This is a genomic window from Rhodococcus koreensis, from assembly GCF_900105905.1.
GTDB lineage: Bacteria > Actinomycetota > Actinomycetes > Mycobacteriales > Mycobacteriaceae > Rhodococcus_F > Rhodococcus_F koreensis.
On the sequence record NZ_FNSV01000005.1, the window covers coordinates 2,409,243 to 2,425,338 of the forward strand.

12 protein-coding genes and 4 pseudogenes are annotated in these 16,096 nt (G+C 68.0%); 5 read left to right on the forward strand and 11 right to left on the reverse strand.

The genetic code is table 11. From position 1 onward, the window contains the following. The first annotated feature begins 70 nt into the window (after positions 1–70). From BLV94_RS15870 to BLV94_RS15880, 3 genes are all read left to right on the forward strand, one after another. Positions 71–1,231: an acyl-CoA dehydrogenase family protein gene (locus BLV94_RS15870; RefSeq protein WP_072941024.1), complete on the forward strand. Its 1,161-nt coding sequence runs from the start codon at positions 71–73 to the stop codon at positions 1,229–1,231. A 103-nt stretch (positions 1,232–1,334) separates the two neighbouring features. After that, entirely contained in the window at positions 1,335–2,936 is a 1,602-nt protein-coding gene (locus BLV94_RS15875) for a thiamine pyrophosphate-binding protein (RefSeq protein ID WP_072941026.1), read from the forward strand. 77 nt (positions 2,937–3,013) lie between these two features. Beyond that, positions 3,014–3,649, forward strand: coding sequence for a TetR/AcrR family transcriptional regulator (locus BLV94_RS15880; RefSeq protein ID WP_072941028.1), 636 nt, complete (start codon positions 3,014–3,016; stop codon positions 3,647–3,649). Positions 3,650–3,652: 3 nt separating this feature from the next. On the opposite strand, the gene BLV94_RS50905 is transcribed toward BLV94_RS15880, so the two are convergent. The 5 genes and pseudogenes from BLV94_RS50905 to BLV94_RS50015 form a co-directional block, all read right to left on the reverse strand. Next, the gene (locus BLV94_RS50905) at positions 3,653–3,829 is read right to left on the reverse strand and encodes a hypothetical protein (RefSeq protein WP_244163882.1); all 177 of its coding nucleotides are present in this window, start codon (positions 3,827–3,829) and stop codon (positions 3,653–3,655) included. A 91-nt stretch (positions 3,830–3,920) separates the two neighbouring features. Beyond that, a pseudogene (locus BLV94_RS51785) lies at positions 3,921–4,283 on the reverse strand (NAD(P)-binding protein); the annotation flags it as partial. 289 nt (positions 4,284–4,572) lie between these two features. Continuing rightward, a pseudogene (locus BLV94_RS52100) lies at positions 4,573–4,674 on the reverse strand (hypothetical protein); the annotation flags it as partial. A gap of 169 nt (positions 4,675–4,843) precedes the next feature. Next, positions 4,844–6,334, reverse strand: a complete 1,491-nt coding sequence (locus BLV94_RS15890; protein ID WP_072941030.1) for a cytosine permease — start codon at positions 6,332–6,334, stop codon at positions 4,844–4,846. Further along, positions 6,334–6,495, reverse strand: a complete 162-nt coding sequence (locus BLV94_RS50015; RefSeq protein ID WP_174705484.1) for a hypothetical protein — start codon at positions 6,493–6,495, stop codon at positions 6,334–6,336. The genes BLV94_RS15890 and BLV94_RS50015 overlap by 1 nt, the downstream gene beginning before the upstream one ends. Positions 6,496–6,624: 129 nt before the next feature. Between BLV94_RS50015 and BLV94_RS15900 the strand changes: the two genes are divergently transcribed. After that, positions 6,625–8,025 (forward strand): flavin monoamine oxidase family protein, encoded by a 1,401-nt coding sequence (locus tag BLV94_RS15900; protein WP_072941032.1) that lies wholly within the window; start codon positions 6,625–6,627, stop codon positions 8,023–8,025. A gap of 102 nt (positions 8,026–8,127) precedes the next feature. Here BLV94_RS15900 and BLV94_RS48730 read toward each other — a convergent pair. After that, positions 8,128–8,492, reverse strand: a pseudogene (locus tag BLV94_RS48730) (PQQ-dependent sugar dehydrogenase); the annotation flags it as partial. Between the two features lie 659 nt (positions 8,493–9,151). Between BLV94_RS48730 and BLV94_RS15910 the strand changes: the two are divergent. Continuing rightward, entirely contained in the window at positions 9,152–10,957 is a 1,806-nt protein-coding gene (locus BLV94_RS15910; protein ID WP_072941035.1) for a zinc ribbon domain-containing protein, read from the forward strand. On the opposite strand, the pseudogene BLV94_RS15915 reads toward BLV94_RS15910, so the two are convergent. The 5 genes and pseudogenes from BLV94_RS15915 to egtA form a co-directional block, all read right to left on the reverse strand. Continuing rightward, positions 10,949–11,780 (reverse strand): annotated as a pseudogene (locus BLV94_RS15915) (PQQ-dependent sugar dehydrogenase); the annotation flags it as partial. The gene BLV94_RS15910 and the pseudogene BLV94_RS15915 sit on opposite strands and share 9 nt — an antisense overlap. A 73-nt stretch (positions 11,781–11,853) precedes the next feature. Next, positions 11,854–12,828: an L-histidine N(alpha)-methyltransferase gene (gene egtD, locus BLV94_RS15920; RefSeq protein WP_072941036.1), complete on the reverse strand. Its 975-nt coding sequence runs from the start codon at positions 12,826–12,828 to the stop codon at positions 11,854–11,856. After that, complete coding sequence (egtC, locus tag BLV94_RS15925) at positions 12,825–13,571, reverse strand: ergothioneine biosynthesis protein EgtC (RefSeq protein ID WP_072941037.1); 747 nt, start codon at positions 13,569–13,571, stop codon at positions 12,825–12,827. Before egtC ends, egtD begins: the two co-directional genes overlap by 4 nt. A 1-nt stretch (position 13,572) precedes the next feature. Beyond that, a complete protein-coding gene (gene egtB / locus BLV94_RS15930; RefSeq protein WP_072941038.1) occupies positions 13,573–14,877 on the reverse strand; it encodes an ergothioneine biosynthesis protein EgtB in 1,305 nt (434 codons plus the stop codon). Beyond that, positions 14,877–16,091: an ergothioneine biosynthesis glutamate--cysteine ligase EgtA gene (gene egtA, locus BLV94_RS15935; protein ID WP_072941040.1), complete on the reverse strand. Its 1,215-nt coding sequence runs from the start codon at positions 16,089–16,091 to the stop codon at positions 14,877–14,879. The genes egtB and egtA overlap by 1 nt, the downstream gene beginning before the upstream one ends. Between the last annotated feature and the right edge of the window lie 5 nt (positions 16,092–16,096).

Consider the following 16,096-nt stretch of genomic DNA (forward strand, 5'->3'; position numbering starts at 1 on the left):
TACATCCCCACAACCCCATACCCACAGCCCCGCACCGACTCAACCGCATTCGAAGCGAAGGAACCACGATATGACCACCACGAACATCCCCGCCTGGCCCCTGACCGACGAGCAGAAGCAGATCATCGAGCTGTGCCGCGACTTCGCGCAGAAGGAGATCCGGCCCCGCGGCCGGGAGGTCGACGAGGCGGATGTCGTGACACCCGTCGACATCTTCGCCAAGGCCGCCGCGGTGGGCATCACCGACTTCATGATCCCCGAGGAGTTCGGCGGAGGCGGCATGGGCGACGTCTTCACCCAGTGCCTCGTGCAGGAGGAACTGTGCTGGGGTGACCCCGGCATCGGAAACCTCGTGTGCTCCAACGGCTTCTTCTCCGATCCGATCATGGTCCTCGGCACGGAGGAACAGAAGAAGCAGTGGCTCGGCCCCCTCACCGGACCAAACGCCCCGATGACCTCGCTGGCCACCACCGAACCTGGGTCCGGCTCGGATGCGGCGTCGATCGTCACCACGGCCGAGCGCGTCGACGGCGGCTACCGGCTGGGCGGGCAGAAGGCGTGGATCTCCAACGCCGGCGCCGCCCAGTTCTACGTCGTGTTCGCGAAGACCGACCGCACCCAGCGGTCCGGTGGCGTCTCCGCGTTCCTGATCGAGAAGGGCGCCGAGGGAATGACGTTCGGTGAGCCGATGAAGAAGATGGGGCAGCGCGCCATCGTGTGCCGGGAGATCTTCTTCGACAACGTGTTCGTCCCCGAGGAGAATCGTCTCGGCGCGGAAGGACAGGGCTTCTACGGACTGATGGGCACATTCGACATCTCACGGGTCGTGCTCGGGGCGGCCGCCGTCGGCGCCGCCCGCGCCGCCTACGAATACGCCCTCGACTACGCCAAGACACGGAAGCAGTTCGGGGTGCCGATCATCGAGCATCAGGCGGTCGCCTTCCGGCTGGCAGACATGGCGACGCGGATCGAATCCGCCCGGCTGCTGGTCCATCACGCCGCCCGCATCATCGACAGCGGCGGCAACGCCCGGGGCATCGCCGCCATGGCGAAGCTGACGGCATCCGAGACCGCCATGTTCGTCACGCATGCCGCGGTGCAGACGCTCGGCGGCTGGGGGTACTCCCGCGAGTACCCCGTCGAGCAGTGGATGCGCGACGTCAAACTGGAGGAGATCGAGGAAGGCACGTCCGACATCATGAAGCTCGTCATTTCCCGGAACCTGGACTGAACGACGTGGGGGCGCGGCGGCGGACACACCGTCGCCGCGCGCCCGTCCGGGCACCCGCGCACCATCCGCACACGAACACTGCACAGCCCATGGGAGGGCATCGATGACAAGCCAGAACGGCGGCCAGGCACTCGTCGCGGCCCTCGCCGCACACGGAGTCGACACGGTCTTCGGCATTCCGGGCACCCACAACCTCGCCGTCTACGCGGCCTTGGCCGACTCGCCGATCCGCTCCGTCCTGACGCGGCACGAGCAGGGGGCCGGTTACGCCGCCGACGGATATGCGCGCGTCACGGGCAAACCCGGCGTCTGCCTGACCACCACCGGTCCCGCCATCCTCAATGCCGCTGCCGCAGCGGCGCAGGCGTGGTCGGATTCGGTCCCGGTTCTCTTCATCTCACCGGCCCTGCCGCTGACCCACCCGGGGAGGGGAAACGGCTACCTCCACGAGGTGAAGAATCAGCACGCGGCGCTCGAGGCGATCGTGTCCTACAGCCACCGGGTCACCAGCGTCGACGAGATCCCCCGGGCGATCGCCTACGCGTTCGCCGCCATGAGCTCCGGTAGACCGCGGCCGGTGCACATCGAGATCCCCGTCGACATCCTCGACGCGGAAGCCGACGTCCGGATCGTGGCCCCGGTCGAGTCCGCTCCACTCGCCGCTCCCGTGCACGCGGTGACCGACGCGGCGCAGCGCCTCGCCGCCGCACAGTCTCCTGTGCTGGTCGTGGGCGGCGGGGCCCGGTCGGCGGCCCCGCAGGTCCGCGCCCTCGCCGAACGTCTGTCCGCCCCCGTGCTCACGACGACCAACGGGAAGGGAGTCCTCGACGAGGACCACCCACTGTCGGTGGGAGCCGGCGTTCACCATCCGTCGGTCCGCGCCGTGCTCGAGGCCGCCGACTGCGTTCTCGCGATCGGCACGGAATTCGCTCCCTCCGACTTCTGGTACGGCCCGGTCGAGCTGGACCACAAGCTGATTCGCATCGACGTCGATCCGACGTCGATGACCACGAACGCCGATCCCGCCGTCCGCCTGCTGGGCGATGCCGGGACCACGGTGTCGCAACTGCTCGACGTCACGAAGATGCGCGAGGATTCCGGCGCCCACGAGCGGGCCGCGTCGCTCCGACGCGGGTTGCATGCCGATGCCGCCGCCGAGGGGGCCCCGTGGCTGGACATGATGGCAGCCATCGCACCGGTCGTCGACGGATCCACGGTGATCGCCGGGGACAGCACGATGGCCTGCTACTACGGTGCGCTGTCGAACCTCACCGTGCACCGTCCCGGCGGATTCCTGTACCCGACGGGACAGGGAACGCTGGGATACGGTCTGCCCGCGGCGATCGGCGCGTCCGTCGCCGACCCGGACGCACGGGTCCTGGCGATCCTCGGTGACGGCGGGGTGATGTTCACGCTTCCCGAACTCGCGACGGCGGCGCAGCTCCGATTGCCGCTGCCCATCGTGGTCGTCGACAACGGCGGCTACGGGGAGATCCGCAACGAGATGGCGGACCGCGGCGACACCGTCCACTCGGTCGCGCTCGGCGGCATCGATTTCCCCGCCGTGGCGCGGGCGATGGGATGTCACGGACGAGCCGTCGAGTCTCCCGCGGCGCTGACGGACGCGATCACGGCGGCGTTCGACGCGGATCGCCCGACTCTCCTGCACATCCGCGAAAACAGCAGGGCAACGCAGCAGGTGTGACGGCTACGCTGGTTCGGCCGAACTCTCGACTACGGTCTCTGTAGACGAGACGTCACATCCTAGGAGTTGAGAGCGCGATGCCACGCCCGAGCGTTGAAGCGGAACGTCGAGAACAGATCCTTCAAGCGACGTGTGAAGCCATCGCCGAACTCGGCTTCCGCGCCGTCCGGATCGCCGACGTCGCGTCACGGGCTGGGGTGAGCAACGGGACCATCCACTACTACTTCGATTCCAAGGATGCGCTGCTGCATGCGGCGTTCCAGTTCAACTTCGAGCACTCGCTGGAACGTCGGCGATGGATCATGGAGAAGAGCGACGTTCCGCTCGTGCGGCTCCACCGGCTCGTGGAGTCGTACCTTCCCGCCGGGCCGGAGACGATCACGGCCTGGCGGGTGTGGGTGGAACTGTGGGCGTCCGCACTCGGCAACGTCGAACTCCAGGAACTCAACGACACCGTGTACGGGGAGTGGCGCGGGGTGGTCCGGGAGACCGTCGAGGCCGGCGTCGAACAGGGCGCTCTGCGGGTGAAGGATCCCGGGGCCGCCACCGACATGCTCCTCGGTCTCCTCGACGGCCTCGCGATCCAGGTGCTCACCGGTTCCACCCTGATGACCCCGACGCGGATGCGGGCCGTGTGCGACGACTTCATCGACGCCATCACCGTCGACAAGCACCGGGTCGCGTCGACCGCCGGCAAACGCACCGCGAAGTGACCGTCAGAGCGCCGATGCGACGGTGAGCCCCTCCAGCACAGCCTCTTCCACGGTGCGCGGCGAGAGGCAGTCGCCGACGGCATGGATCCGCTCCCGCGGGAACCCGTCGACCTCCAGCAGGTCGGCGACCGACGCATGTCCGTGCGCGAGAACGACTGCGCTGACACCCTCGACAAGCACCAGCTTGCTCCGACCGGACCAGTCCGGGGTCGACCGTCGTCCCGGTCACGAACCGCACACCCGCCCGGCGCGCCTCCCCCTCCAGGTTGGTGACGGCGCCACCGAACTCGCTCCTGCCCGGTAGCCGTTCGAGCAGCAACACCTGGCCTCCCACCCGGGACGCCGCCTCGTACGGGGTCACCCGGTGTCCACGTTCCGCGGCGACCGCGGCCGCTTTCAGCCCGCCCGGTCCGCCGCCGATCACCATGACGTTCTTCGACCTGCGCGTGATCTGCAGAGCCCCGAAGCGCAGTTCGCGGCCGGTCTCCGGATGCTGGATGCACGAGATCGCGGACCCTCGCTGGAAGTGCCCCATGCACGCCTGGTTGCAGCCGATGCACGCGCAAATCGAATCGACATCGCTGCGTTCGGCTTTCGCCGGCATCGTCGGGTCGCAGATGAGGGCGCGGGTCATCGCGCACGCGTCGGCCTGCCCCCGCGCGATCACGGCGTCTCACTCGTGCGGCTGATTGATCCGGCCCGCCACGATCACCGGAACTCGGACCACGGATTTGACGGCCGCGGCCATCGGTGCGGTGTAGGCGGCGGATTCGGTCATCGGGGCGGCGATGTGTGCCGCACCCGACAGACTCGAACTCCCGCGCACACTGACGTAGTCGAGCAGACCATTCGCGTCCAGCGACGCGCCGCCTGCGATTCTCCGCCGACCCGCCGTACTCGTCCATGCGGAGGTTGGTGCGGGGATTGAGGAACTGCGCCGGTAGATAGCCGTGACTCGCGACGATCTGGACGCCGTCGAGTCCGGCGCTGCAGTCTCCGGGCAGAGTCGCCGTACCCCTTGACAACCGGCGCTATTTTGCCGGTCGTCATCGCTCTCGGCCGGGATGCAGTCGTCGTTGGCCACCTTCCCCTGCTGCACGAGAACGGTGTCGTGCCCGGAGGGCACGATGCGTTTCGCGAGCGTCACGTTCCCGATGCGAAGCGGGGAGAACAGGTGGGGAAAGAGCTGTGACGTCATATCTTTGACCTTTCGACGCCGGCGGCGACCCGCGGTAGGGGGTCGTAGCCGCCGAGTCCGAGCGGCTGCACGAACGTCTTGGTCAACACGGCATGGAGCGTGCCGGCGACGAGGAACGCCGGAATCGAGGCGGTGGTGTACGGAAAGATCGAGGACGGAATGTAGGTGACCGGATTGAGCAGCAGAGCGTACGTCGCCGCACCGGCAGCCACGGACGCGAACGCGAAGGCGTTGACACCGCCCCAGTACCCGTAGCAGGAGCGCGCACTGGGCAGGTACAGGTCGCGGATCCGTAGGACACCTCTGCGCAGCAGGAAGAAGTCGACGATCTGCACGGCGCACAGCGGTGCCACGAGGATCGCTCCCCAGGACAGGAATCGACCGTAGTTGTCGTAGACGGCCGAGGGGAAGAAGACGAGGATCGCCGCGGGTCCGAGGATGAAGGCCACCAGCACCGGCCAGGGCGTGCCGCGGAGCAGCTTCCCGCCACCGCCTTTGAGCGCCACCATCGAGGCGTACCCCTGGGAGAGAATGGCCGTGACGTTGGCGAAACCGATGACGATCAGGGCCAGAACGCCCAGCACGACTCCCGCGAGCGGGATCATCCACTCCGTGGGATCCTCGAGATTCAGCGCCAGCGCCGCGAAGACACCGACGACGGCCGCGGCCACCGACGCGGCGAAGAGTCCGAGCCAGTTCGGCCAGAACGCCGCACGCGGACCACGGGTGAGCCGCGCGAGGTTCCCGACGTTCGGCCACCACGCGAACCCGCCGGCGATGTTCAGCTCGATCGCGACCATGAAACTGGTGTGCGGATCGCTCTCCGGATCGAGCGGGGGCAGACTGGCCAGTTCGGACCAGGATCGCTTGGTGAACACCATGACGAGGATCCCGACGATGATGAGGACCAGCACGGGTGCGATCACCCGGCACACGGACTCCACCGAGACCGGTCCCCGGGCAAGGACGAGCCAGGACAGGGCCACCGCGACCAGTGCCAGCAGGCTCACGGCCGCACCCGTCTGGGAGATCTCGACCCCGAAGACGTTGTCGATGACGTTCACCAGGCCGTGCCCGAACATGATGGCCAGAACTGCAGACCACGCCGCCGCGAAGAGCGTGGACATCACGACCATCACGATTCGGGCGCCGTTGCTGCCGAACACGCTTCTCAGCCCGACGAACTGCTCGATGCCGTATTTCGCCGACGGCAGGCACGGCGCGAGTGAGACGAGGAAGACGCTGATCGCGTAGCCGATGACGATGCTCGCGATCGCCTGTACTGCGCCGACGTAGTACGCGACGGCCGCGCCCTGCAGAAACGCCCAGGTGGCCACGGCCAAGCCGATGTTGACCGCCGAGTAGTCCCAGAAGCCCCAGATCCGCTCCGACGGCACCAACGGCAGTTCGTTCAGCGTGGCGTCCGTGCCGCTGGCGCCTGCACTGCCCACTGTCGTGGTGCGGTCCGCCCGCTGCCCGTCCAGCATCAGTACCCCCACCACAGCATGACGGTGATCGTGGCGACGATCCCGACGATCGCCGCCACGACGTCCCGCCACGGAAGGTCGGGCAGGATCATCCCGCCTCCGTCGGGGGATTCCAGGAGGAGCAGTCGCCTCTCGAGTTCCTGTTCGAATGCGTCGTCCACGCGATCCCCATTTCTGATTGGCGGGCCAGTTATCAATAGTCTGTGGCACGGGTCACATCGTGTCAACCCTCGAATTCTTGCGCAGGAAACCAGGATTGAGTATTGACTGGCGAGCCAATCAAGAACAGGATGCTGGTCATGACGAACACGAAGGATCACCCGACTGCCCTACCGGCCCGCGTTCGGACCGTCGTGGTCGGCGCGGGGTACGCAGGCCTGTCCGCCGCACTCTCGCTGCACGACGACGGCATCGACACCCTGATTCTCGAGGGATCCGATCGAGTCGGCGGAAGGGTGTGCTCCGAACGGAGGAAGGACGGTGTCGTCGTCGACCACGGCGGGCAATGGGTCGGCCCCACGCAAAAGCATCTGCTCGCCCTCGCCGAACGCTTCGACTGCCCGACCTTCCCGACATACAACATGGGCGAACACATCGAACTGTGGCCCGACGGTGTGCATCGGCGGTACACCGGCGCCGGTCCCGACAGCGGTCCCGGAATGGCCGACTACCTGGCTGCCGCCGATCGCATCGACGAACTCGCGAGGACCGTCGACCTCGACGACCCCACGGCCACTCCGGGCATCGAGAGGTGGGACAGCGAAACGGTCCACTCCTACTTCGAGCGGACCGTCGCGAACGAGGACGCCCGTCGGCGACTCGCGCTCGCCGTCGAGGGTGTGTGGTCGATCGAGCCGCGCGATCTGTCGGTGTTCCATCTGATGTTCTACGTCGCATCAGCCGGCGGATTCGACCAACTGATGGAAACCGAAGGGTGCGCGCAGGAGCGCCGATTCCGGGACGGAGCACAGTCGACGGCGCTGGCCGTCGCAAATCATCTCGGCGACCGGGTTCACGTGAATACGGCTGTGCGCCAAGTCGAGCACACCACCAACGGCGTTCGGATCGAGACGACTCGGGGAACGATTCTCGCGGACAGCGTCGTCATGGCACTGCCGCCCTCGGCCACCCAGCGCGTCACGTTCACTCCCCCGCTGCCGGTCCCGCGCACCCGCTGGGTCGATCGCAGCCCGATGGGCGACGTGGCGAAGGTGCACGCCGTCTTCGACACCCCGTTCTGGCGCGCCGACGGACTGTCCGGCCAGGCGACCATCTACGGCAATCGCGCCGTCGGAGTCGTGTTCGACAACTCCCCCGAGGATGCCGGACACGGTGTGCTCGTGTGCTTCGTCTACGGCGACCGCCAGCGGTCCTGGTCGGCGCTCTCCGACGACGACCGCCGGGCAGCGATCATCGCCACTCTCGTCGAACTCTTCGGCGACCGCGCCGCGTCGCCGATCGACTACACGGAGAAGATCTGGCCGCAAGACGTGTGGGCGCGAGGTGGATACGCGGCGAGCCCCACCCCCGGAACGTGGTTCGCCCACGGACGGGGCGGCTGGCGTGCTCCCACCGACCGCATCCACTGGGCGGGCTCCGAGACCGCGAGCATCTGGAACGGCTACATCGACGGCGCGATCTCCTCCGGGGCGCGTGCGGCCGAGGAGATCCGGAAGCAACTGTCCCGCTGAACGAACGGGACGCTCGTTCGATCTGACGCAACGAGCGTCCCGTTTGTCGGAGCAGGTGAGCGGCAAAGCGTGCGGCGGCACACCACGCCACTCACGTGGGGGTCAGCCTTGTGGGGTGACTCGCAGTACCCCGTCGGTGGAACCGTTGTCCGTGGTGACGAGCAACGAGCCGTCGGCGGTCGGGGTGACGGACCGGAGGCGGCCGTGCTGATTTTCAGGCCGAACGCCTGAGCGGTCACCGTCTGCCCGTCCGCGGACAGGCGCAGGAAGATCAGTTGCTGCGACTTGAGTCCGCCCATGACGAGTGCACCGTCCCACGGTCCCCAGCCGGAGCCGGTCACGAACGCGCCGCTTCCAGTCGCCAGGGTGCTGCTGCCCGAACTCCAGGCCGCGGCAACGGCTCCGGGCACACGCACCGGATCCGTCATCGGCACGGATTCATCGTAGATGCCGGGAATCCGGTCAGGCTCTCAGCTGGAGCTGATATATCTAATACTCTCCGTCAGTTTCTGACACTGTCTGTCACCGCGAATTGGTGACTGCGGAATACGTGGGCCGTCGGTCTTCGGGGTGCACAAGGGCGCCGACGGAGGGCCGGTTGCCTTCTTGCCGCGCGGGTTCGGGTCCCCCACTCTGCGACCGCGGACCAGGGCTCCACTCTCGGCAGGACTGCATCGGGTTGTGCGGAAGCGATGGCGGAGAGGAGGAGAGGGCGGAGGCATCTCATTTCCCCGGTTGTCCTGTTCGGCAGCGCAGGAGGTGTCGCCGGCTGATCAGGAAACAATTCTGCGGAAGAATGCTATTGATGCAGGATCTCGGATCTGCAAGGAGCGCCGTTCGTGTCTCGAGGGAGCAGCGGGCGGGGCGCGGCCGGATGCTCGACGACGCGACCCGCAGCCAGCCGATGGTGGTGCGGTGTGGCGGAATCGATTGTTCCGGTTTATAGGTGGCGCGGATCGAGCGGTTCTTGTCGGAGGTCGGCGTTACAGTCGAGTCCCTACGAGGTGGCGTGGCAGAGGGTGGGAAATGGGGGGTGATCGATGAGCTTGTCGGGGATGGGGGCACTTCTCGGAGAAGCGACAGGCCAAGTTGCATTCAGTTGGAGCCTGGTGCCGGACCGGCCGGCATGACCGGGCCGGGATCGCCCGCGCCGCGGCAGTTCGCGTTCACCACCCGCGCCCATGTGGCGGTCGACGACGCGACTGGCGAGTCGATTGGTCTCGACGAGGTCGACATCCGGGTGGGGTGGCTCCTCGACCTGATTGTGGCGGCCGGCACCGAGTTGGTGTCGCGGCTGTGGCAGCCGGTCACGTTCGACGTGCTCGCCGCCGGTCTGGACGGCCAGGACCGCAGGCTGCCCGCACAGGGCCACGTCGCCGCGGCCCGCCTCGGCTGGCACCCGCACTACCCGGACGGAATCTACGTGCCCTCGCGGGTGAGCAGGGTGGTAACGGCGCAGGTGATGGCGACCCTGCGGACCCTCGCCTACCGGGACACCGCGATCACGGCACTGTTCGAGCGGTTCGACCCGGCCACGGGCCGGATAGCCCCGCCCACCGCCGCCGCGGACCGTGTGCCGTTGGGTTTCGCCCGGGGCGTGCGGCGCCAGCTCATCGCCCACGCCCGCCGCGAGGGCGCGGCGCCCTCGACCCGGTTGCGGATCACCGACGTCCAGGAACCACCGCAGACGAGCGCGATGGCCCGGCTCTCGGCAGCCGACCGGCAACTCGCCCAGATCACCGCGACAGACCGCGAGCTGGTGTTGACGGTGAAGCTGCCGACCTGCCCGGCCCCGGCGGGGCGGGCGCAGTGGCGCAGTGTTCGGGTGACCGCCGCCATCCCCGGGCACCTGCACGGCCGGGCGATCACCGACTGGCATCTGCCGACCCTGGTCCTCGACCGGAAGGGTCTGTTGTGGCAGTGCGCCGCGACCGAACTCGTCCCGGCAGGCGACCTGGGATCGGCGACCGTCGCGGTCGGGGTCGATTGGTCCCCGTCCACGCTCGGCGCCGCCGCCATCACCACCGAAAACCCGGACGGGTTGTCCTCGGATTACCGGGGCGTCACGTACGACGACCGCGGCCTCGGGACCAAACTCACACGCCTACAGACCGAGGGGCAGATGCTGCACCGCAAGGCCGCCCGGTTGACACGCCTGGCCGCCACCGCCCCACCCGAGGTCCGTGCACAACTCGAGGAGAAGATCGCCGTCCTCGACGGGCACCGCACCGCGGTGGGCGTCAAACGGGGAAAGATCAACCGGGAACTGGCGTTTCACTTCGGCCGGCAGGTCACCGACTACGCCGAGGCGGCGGGCGCGACGGTGATCGCGGTCGAGGACCTCACCACCCTCGAGACCCGCGGGCACGGCCGGGTCAACAACAATCGGGCCGCGCAGTCCGCCCGCCGCAAAGCGGTCACCTCACTCGCGCACACCGCCGCCGGTATCGGTGTGACGGTGGTCACGGTGCCCGCCCGCGGATCGTCCGCACAATGTCCGGGCTGCGACGAACCACTTGCCCGGCCCGGCGGCTACCACACCGCGTGGTGCCCGGACTGCCGGGTCGGCGGCAACCGCGACCACATCGCCGGGGTTAACCTGGCCAAACGAGCACTGCTCGGCAGAGGCAAGGCCACCCGGCGGCGGGGTCAGCTGCCTGCGATTCGGGTCGCCGAGCACGCACCGGTGCGCAAGTCCCGGGACAAGACCAGTCCGACACCACCTCGGCCGCGGCATCGCCGGGTCCGCCGCAGCCAGCCCACCACAACACCGCGGTCGGGGGTGACTCCGAACAGGCATGTCCCTGCACCCGAAGCGTCGGTGTGGGACACGGTCCAACCCACACCACCACACGACGATGCGGGTAGCCGTGACACACGTACATCTCCAACAAACGCCACACCAGTGGCACGAAGTATGAGATATACGTAGACGCTTGTACCCGTAGTTCCCCCAGGAGGTTCACCTCGTCGTCCCATGACGTTCCGTGATCGACGGCGTAGACGCGACCCGTTCCCGGCTGCTGCGCGAGCCCCTGCGCGTTCCGGTGGCCCAGGGTGTAGACGGGGCTAGCCGGGTCCGGATTTCCGGCTGCGGGGGTGCCGTCGGCGTTGATGTGGAGGGTCTTGCCGCCCAGCGAGTTCGGATCCTGCGACACGGTCGGCTGCGCCGTGTCACCGGTGCCGACGAACAGGGTGCCGTCGGCGGCCGTCAGGATCCGGCAACCGCCGTGACGTCTCTGGTCGACGGGGATTCCGGTAAGGATCGCGGCACCGCGGGTCAGCGCCGTCCAGCCGGCATCGACGGTCCACGACTGGATCCGGATGTCGGTGACGCCGCCGCCCTGGAATCCCTGGCACGTGTACAGAGTGCGCGTTTGTGCGAAGTTGCTCGCGAGTGCGATACCCATCAGCCCGGTCTCGGACTGCGCGTAGAGGTCGGCGAGATCGGCGGTGACCGGTCCGCTGCTGCCGTCCGCCCGCCGGACGAAGAACCCGCCCGACCGCTGCCCCGTGAGCACCGCGCCGTCCGGGGCCTGCACGGCGTCCCACGGATGGTCGAGTCCGTCGAGGACGGGTGTGACCGTCAGGGCGGGAAGTGTGTCTTCCGTCGGTACTCCCGGGCCGTCGCTGCCCGAGCCGAGACTTCCCGTGTCGAACGGAATGGGCAGCGGCTGAGCGGATGCCTGCGCGGCGGGAAGGCCGATCACGGCCGTGGTGGCGAGAGCAAGGGCAGCGAGCTTCGGTTGACGCACAAGGTCTCCTCGGGTCGTTGACGCGCTACGCGGCAACTATAAGCGCGCCGACGCCCCCAGTTGATCTTGTCGGTCACCTCCGCGCGGCGCACACCAGCGCGAAGCGCTCGTCCGGGTCGGTCCAGGTGCGGTCGACGCCGAATCCCGCCTCCGCCAACTCCCGTCGGACGCCGTCGAGAGTGAACTTGGCGGAGATCTCCGTCCGCAGCTGCTCCCCCGCGGCGAACTCGACGTCAAGATCCAGCTCGGCGATACGAATCGACATCGCCCGCTCGGCCTCGAGCCGCATCTCGATCCACTCGTTGCCGGCGTCCCACAGCGCGACGTGCCGGAACTCGTCCACCGGGAAATCCGCGTCGAGCTGCGAGTTGAGTACCTGCAGCACGTTGCGGTTGAACTGCGCCGTCACTCCGGCCGCGTCATCGTAAGCGGGAACGAGGACGGCGGGATCGATCACCAGTCCGACACCGAGGAGGAGGTGCTCCCCCGGTTCCAGGACGTCGGCGATCCCGGAAAGGAACTCCGCCCGCTCGGCGGGCACCATGTTTCCGAGGGTGCCCCCGAGGAACGCGATCGTGCGGCGGCCACCACGGGGAAGGTGGTGCAGCGACTCGGTGAAATCGCTGACGACGCCGCGCACGGTCAGATTCGGGAACTCCACGCCGATCTGCTCCGCCGCACCCTCGAGCGCGGACACCGACACGTCCTGCGGTACGTACGTATGGAGGCTTCCGTGCCGGGTACCGGCGCCGAGCAGGAGCCGCGTCTTCTCCGAGGACCCTGATCCGAGTTCCACGAGGATCTCCGGCGCCGCGACCTCGGCGATCTCCCCCGAATATCGCCTCAGCAGTTCCCGTTCCGTCCGCGTAGGGAAATATTCGGGCAACGCGGTAATCTGCTCGAACAGCTCGCTTCCGCGCGCGTCGTAGAAGTATTTGGGAGGCAGCCACTTAGGGTTCGACGTGAGCCCGACGGTGGCGTCCTTACGCAGAGCGGCCCTGAGCTGCTCGGGCTGCAGGTACACCTCGAGGGTCGGTGTGGTGGTCATCGTGCTCCCATCTCGAGCGGGGTGACGATCAGGTGTCCGGGACGTGCACTGACGAAGTGACGGTCCGGAATCGATTGCCATGCGGGGTTGTCGTCGTAGGGTTCGGACATCACGATGGCTCGTTCGTCGTCGACGAGCACCGACAGCGAATGATGCCAGGTGGTGGCCCACAGTTCCGTGCCGTTGCCCAGCAGCAGATTCAATCGGGAGTTCGGCGCGGCGGCGACGACGGACTGGACGAGCGAACTCATCGCCTTCTCGGGGTCCTGCTCGCCGAGCGCCCGGCGCAGCAGCAGCCACAACGCGGCCGAATCGGTCGGCGCCTCGAGTTGCAGCAGATCGCTCGCGGGGAGTTCCGCGGCGAGCCCGGCGAGCGACTCGGGCCACCCGCGCACCACACCGTTGTGACTGAACGCCCAGGTGTCGTCGGAGAACGGTGCGCAGGCCGTGTGCTGCACGGGCATCCCGACCGTCGCCGACCGGGCGGCGGCCACCACGGCGCGGGAGCGGATGTTCGGCAACGTCTCTCGCACGACCGGATCCGACCACAGCGGCGCGGCACTGCGGTAGCGGGAGAAGCCGTCCGCACCCCACCACCCGACGCCGAACCCGTCGGCGTTGATGGTTCCGCCGCCCCTCATGTCGCGTGGCGCGTAGGACTGATGCACCAACGAGTTCTCGCCGCGGCTGACGAGGTCGGCCACTGATCGTTCCGGTCCCAGATAGCCCAGGTGTCGGCACATCTCAGTAGTCGTCTCCCGGAAGGTCTCGGGCACAGCGGAATCCGGAGAAGATCTGCCTGCGGATCGGGTGGTCCCAGTTGCGGAACGTCCCGCGGCACGCCACCGGATCGGTGCCGAACGAACCGCCGCGCAGCACGCGGTAGTCGCCGCCGAAGAATACCTCCGAGTACTCGCGGTACGGGAACGCCGCAAACCCGGGATAGGGCTCGAAGGACGACGACGTCCACTCCCACACGTCGCCGATCAGCTGATGTACGCCGAGCGGGGACGCCCCCGACGGGTATACCCCGACCACCGCGGGTCCGAGGTGGCGCTGTCCGAGGTTGGCGAGCGAGGAGTCGGGTTCGGCGTCACCCCAGGGGAATCGGCGCGATCGGCCGGTGAACGGGTCCCACCGCGCCGCCTTCTCCCATTCGGCTTCCGTCGGCAGCCTCTTGCCGTCCCAGCGTGCGAACGCCTCGGCCTCGAAGAAGCAGACGTGCACCACCGGTTCCTGGGGATGAATCGGCTCGGTGACCCCGAACCTGCGGCGCCACCACGTTCCGCAGCCGTCGTTCTCCCAGAACTGGGGTGCTTCCAGCCCGGCGTCGAGGCGATGCGCCCATCCCCGCTCGCTCCACAACTCGGGGCGCGCGTACCCACCGTCGTCGACGAACTCGAGGTAGCGGGCGTTGGTGACAGGGACGGCGTCGATCACGAACGCCGGAACGTCTACGCGGTGCGCGGTCCTCTCGTTGTCGAGCGCCCACGGATCGTCCGACGTTCCCATCGTGAATTCGCCGGAGGGAACGACCACTTCGTCCTCGGCGATCGCCCCACCGACACGCGGCGCGCTCTCCGCGGTCAACACCGCTGCACCGGAACGTAGTTGGTGGGTGGCGAGCATCGTTTCCGCGTGCTGCTGTTCGTGCTGCGCGATCATGCCGAACGCGAATCCGTTCTCCTCGAGCGGCCGGCCCCGGAACGTGCTGCGGTCGAGGACGTCCCACACCTTGTCTCGAACGGTGCGTATGTAATCCCTGGCCGCGTCCGGGCTCAGCAGCGGCAGGGAGGGCCGGGAGTTCCTCGAATGTTTGAATGCGTCGTACAACTCGTCGATGTCGCGGCGGACGGGTTCACGGCCGCCGACGTCCCGCACGAGCCACAATTCTTCCTGATTGCCGATGTGCGCGAGATCCCACACGAGCGGGCTCATCAACGGGGAATGCTGTGCGACGAGGTCCTCCCCGTCGACACAGTCCGTCAACCCGGCGGTGCGCTCCCGCGCCCGTGTCAACACCGTCTCGATCTTCTCGCGGGTACCCATCAGCGTTCCTCGCTCGGGGCCTGGCCCCGGCAACATCGTTCGGCGGCGGCATCGAGCAGTCTGACGAATTCGGGGTCGGGCGAGTACGCCGCCGCAAGCGACAGCAGAGCTGTTGCCGCAGCGCGCAGTTCGAGGTCGGCCAGGCCGAACTCGGCCGCGTCCCGCCAGCGTTCGGCGGTGGGCAGCGCCGCGTCGAGCGCCTCGGCCATGGCACCCGGACCCGACAGCAGCGCGTCGATCGCCGCAATGGGAACCCGCCACTGGTCGCCCGGTTGCGCATCGAGATAGCGCACTTCGAGATGACCGGCCGCACGAACGGGCGGAAACAGGGTGGTGAGGTGATAATCGAGGTCGGCGGGCGTCGGACGTCCGATCACGTCGTCCAACGCGCCCTCGACCCAGTCCGCGAAAGTTGCACCGTCGGGCGCCGTCCAGTCCGTTCCGTCGTTGCGGATGCACAGCAACGGCACGTCCAGCACCCACCCCGCATAGTCCGCGATGTGCGGGGTTCCGATGGTGCGCGGCGAATCGAGTTCGAGCCACGTACGCATTCGCTGCGACGCCCACTGCCCGTCGGGTACCCCGTAGAGCCGCGGCGAACACGCGAAGGCCGCGATCAATGCGGGCCCGATGGCATGGAGCAGGTGCCACCGCCTCTCCACCGCAACCGGATCGGCCCCGGCGTCCACGCTGATCTGCGTTGCGGCGGTGTTGCACATCATCAGCTTCCCGAAGGGCCCGATGCCGGTGAAGCGGGATTCCATGGCGCAGTACCGCGGCGATTGGAGGAGACGTTGCGCGGGCCGGCGGGTGTCCGCGGCCTCGGACGACATGAGGATCGATCGGGTCGACAGCAGGTCCGCGAGAACCGCCTGATCGGCGGCGAGATAGTCGCACAATTCGCGTGCGGAGTAATAGGGGGCGCTGGACAGTTCGATCTGTCCGCCGGGTTCGACCGTGACGGCGCTGCCACCGGGAAGGGGCTGAGCAGGAGAAGAGGGATCGATGGTTCTGGGGGTGTGCGGCCCGAGAGCTTCGGCGAGAGCGGCGAGGTCGGGGCGCACGTATTCCGGCAGTTGCGCGGTCAGCCACTCCAATTCCGCGCCGATCAGCTGCGGTGGCCCCAGTTTGAAACACACACCACCGAGGTACGCCTCCGCCGCCGGCCGCGACGTGAAACACGTTGCCTCGACGGACTGAACTGCTGTAGCCATTCGAC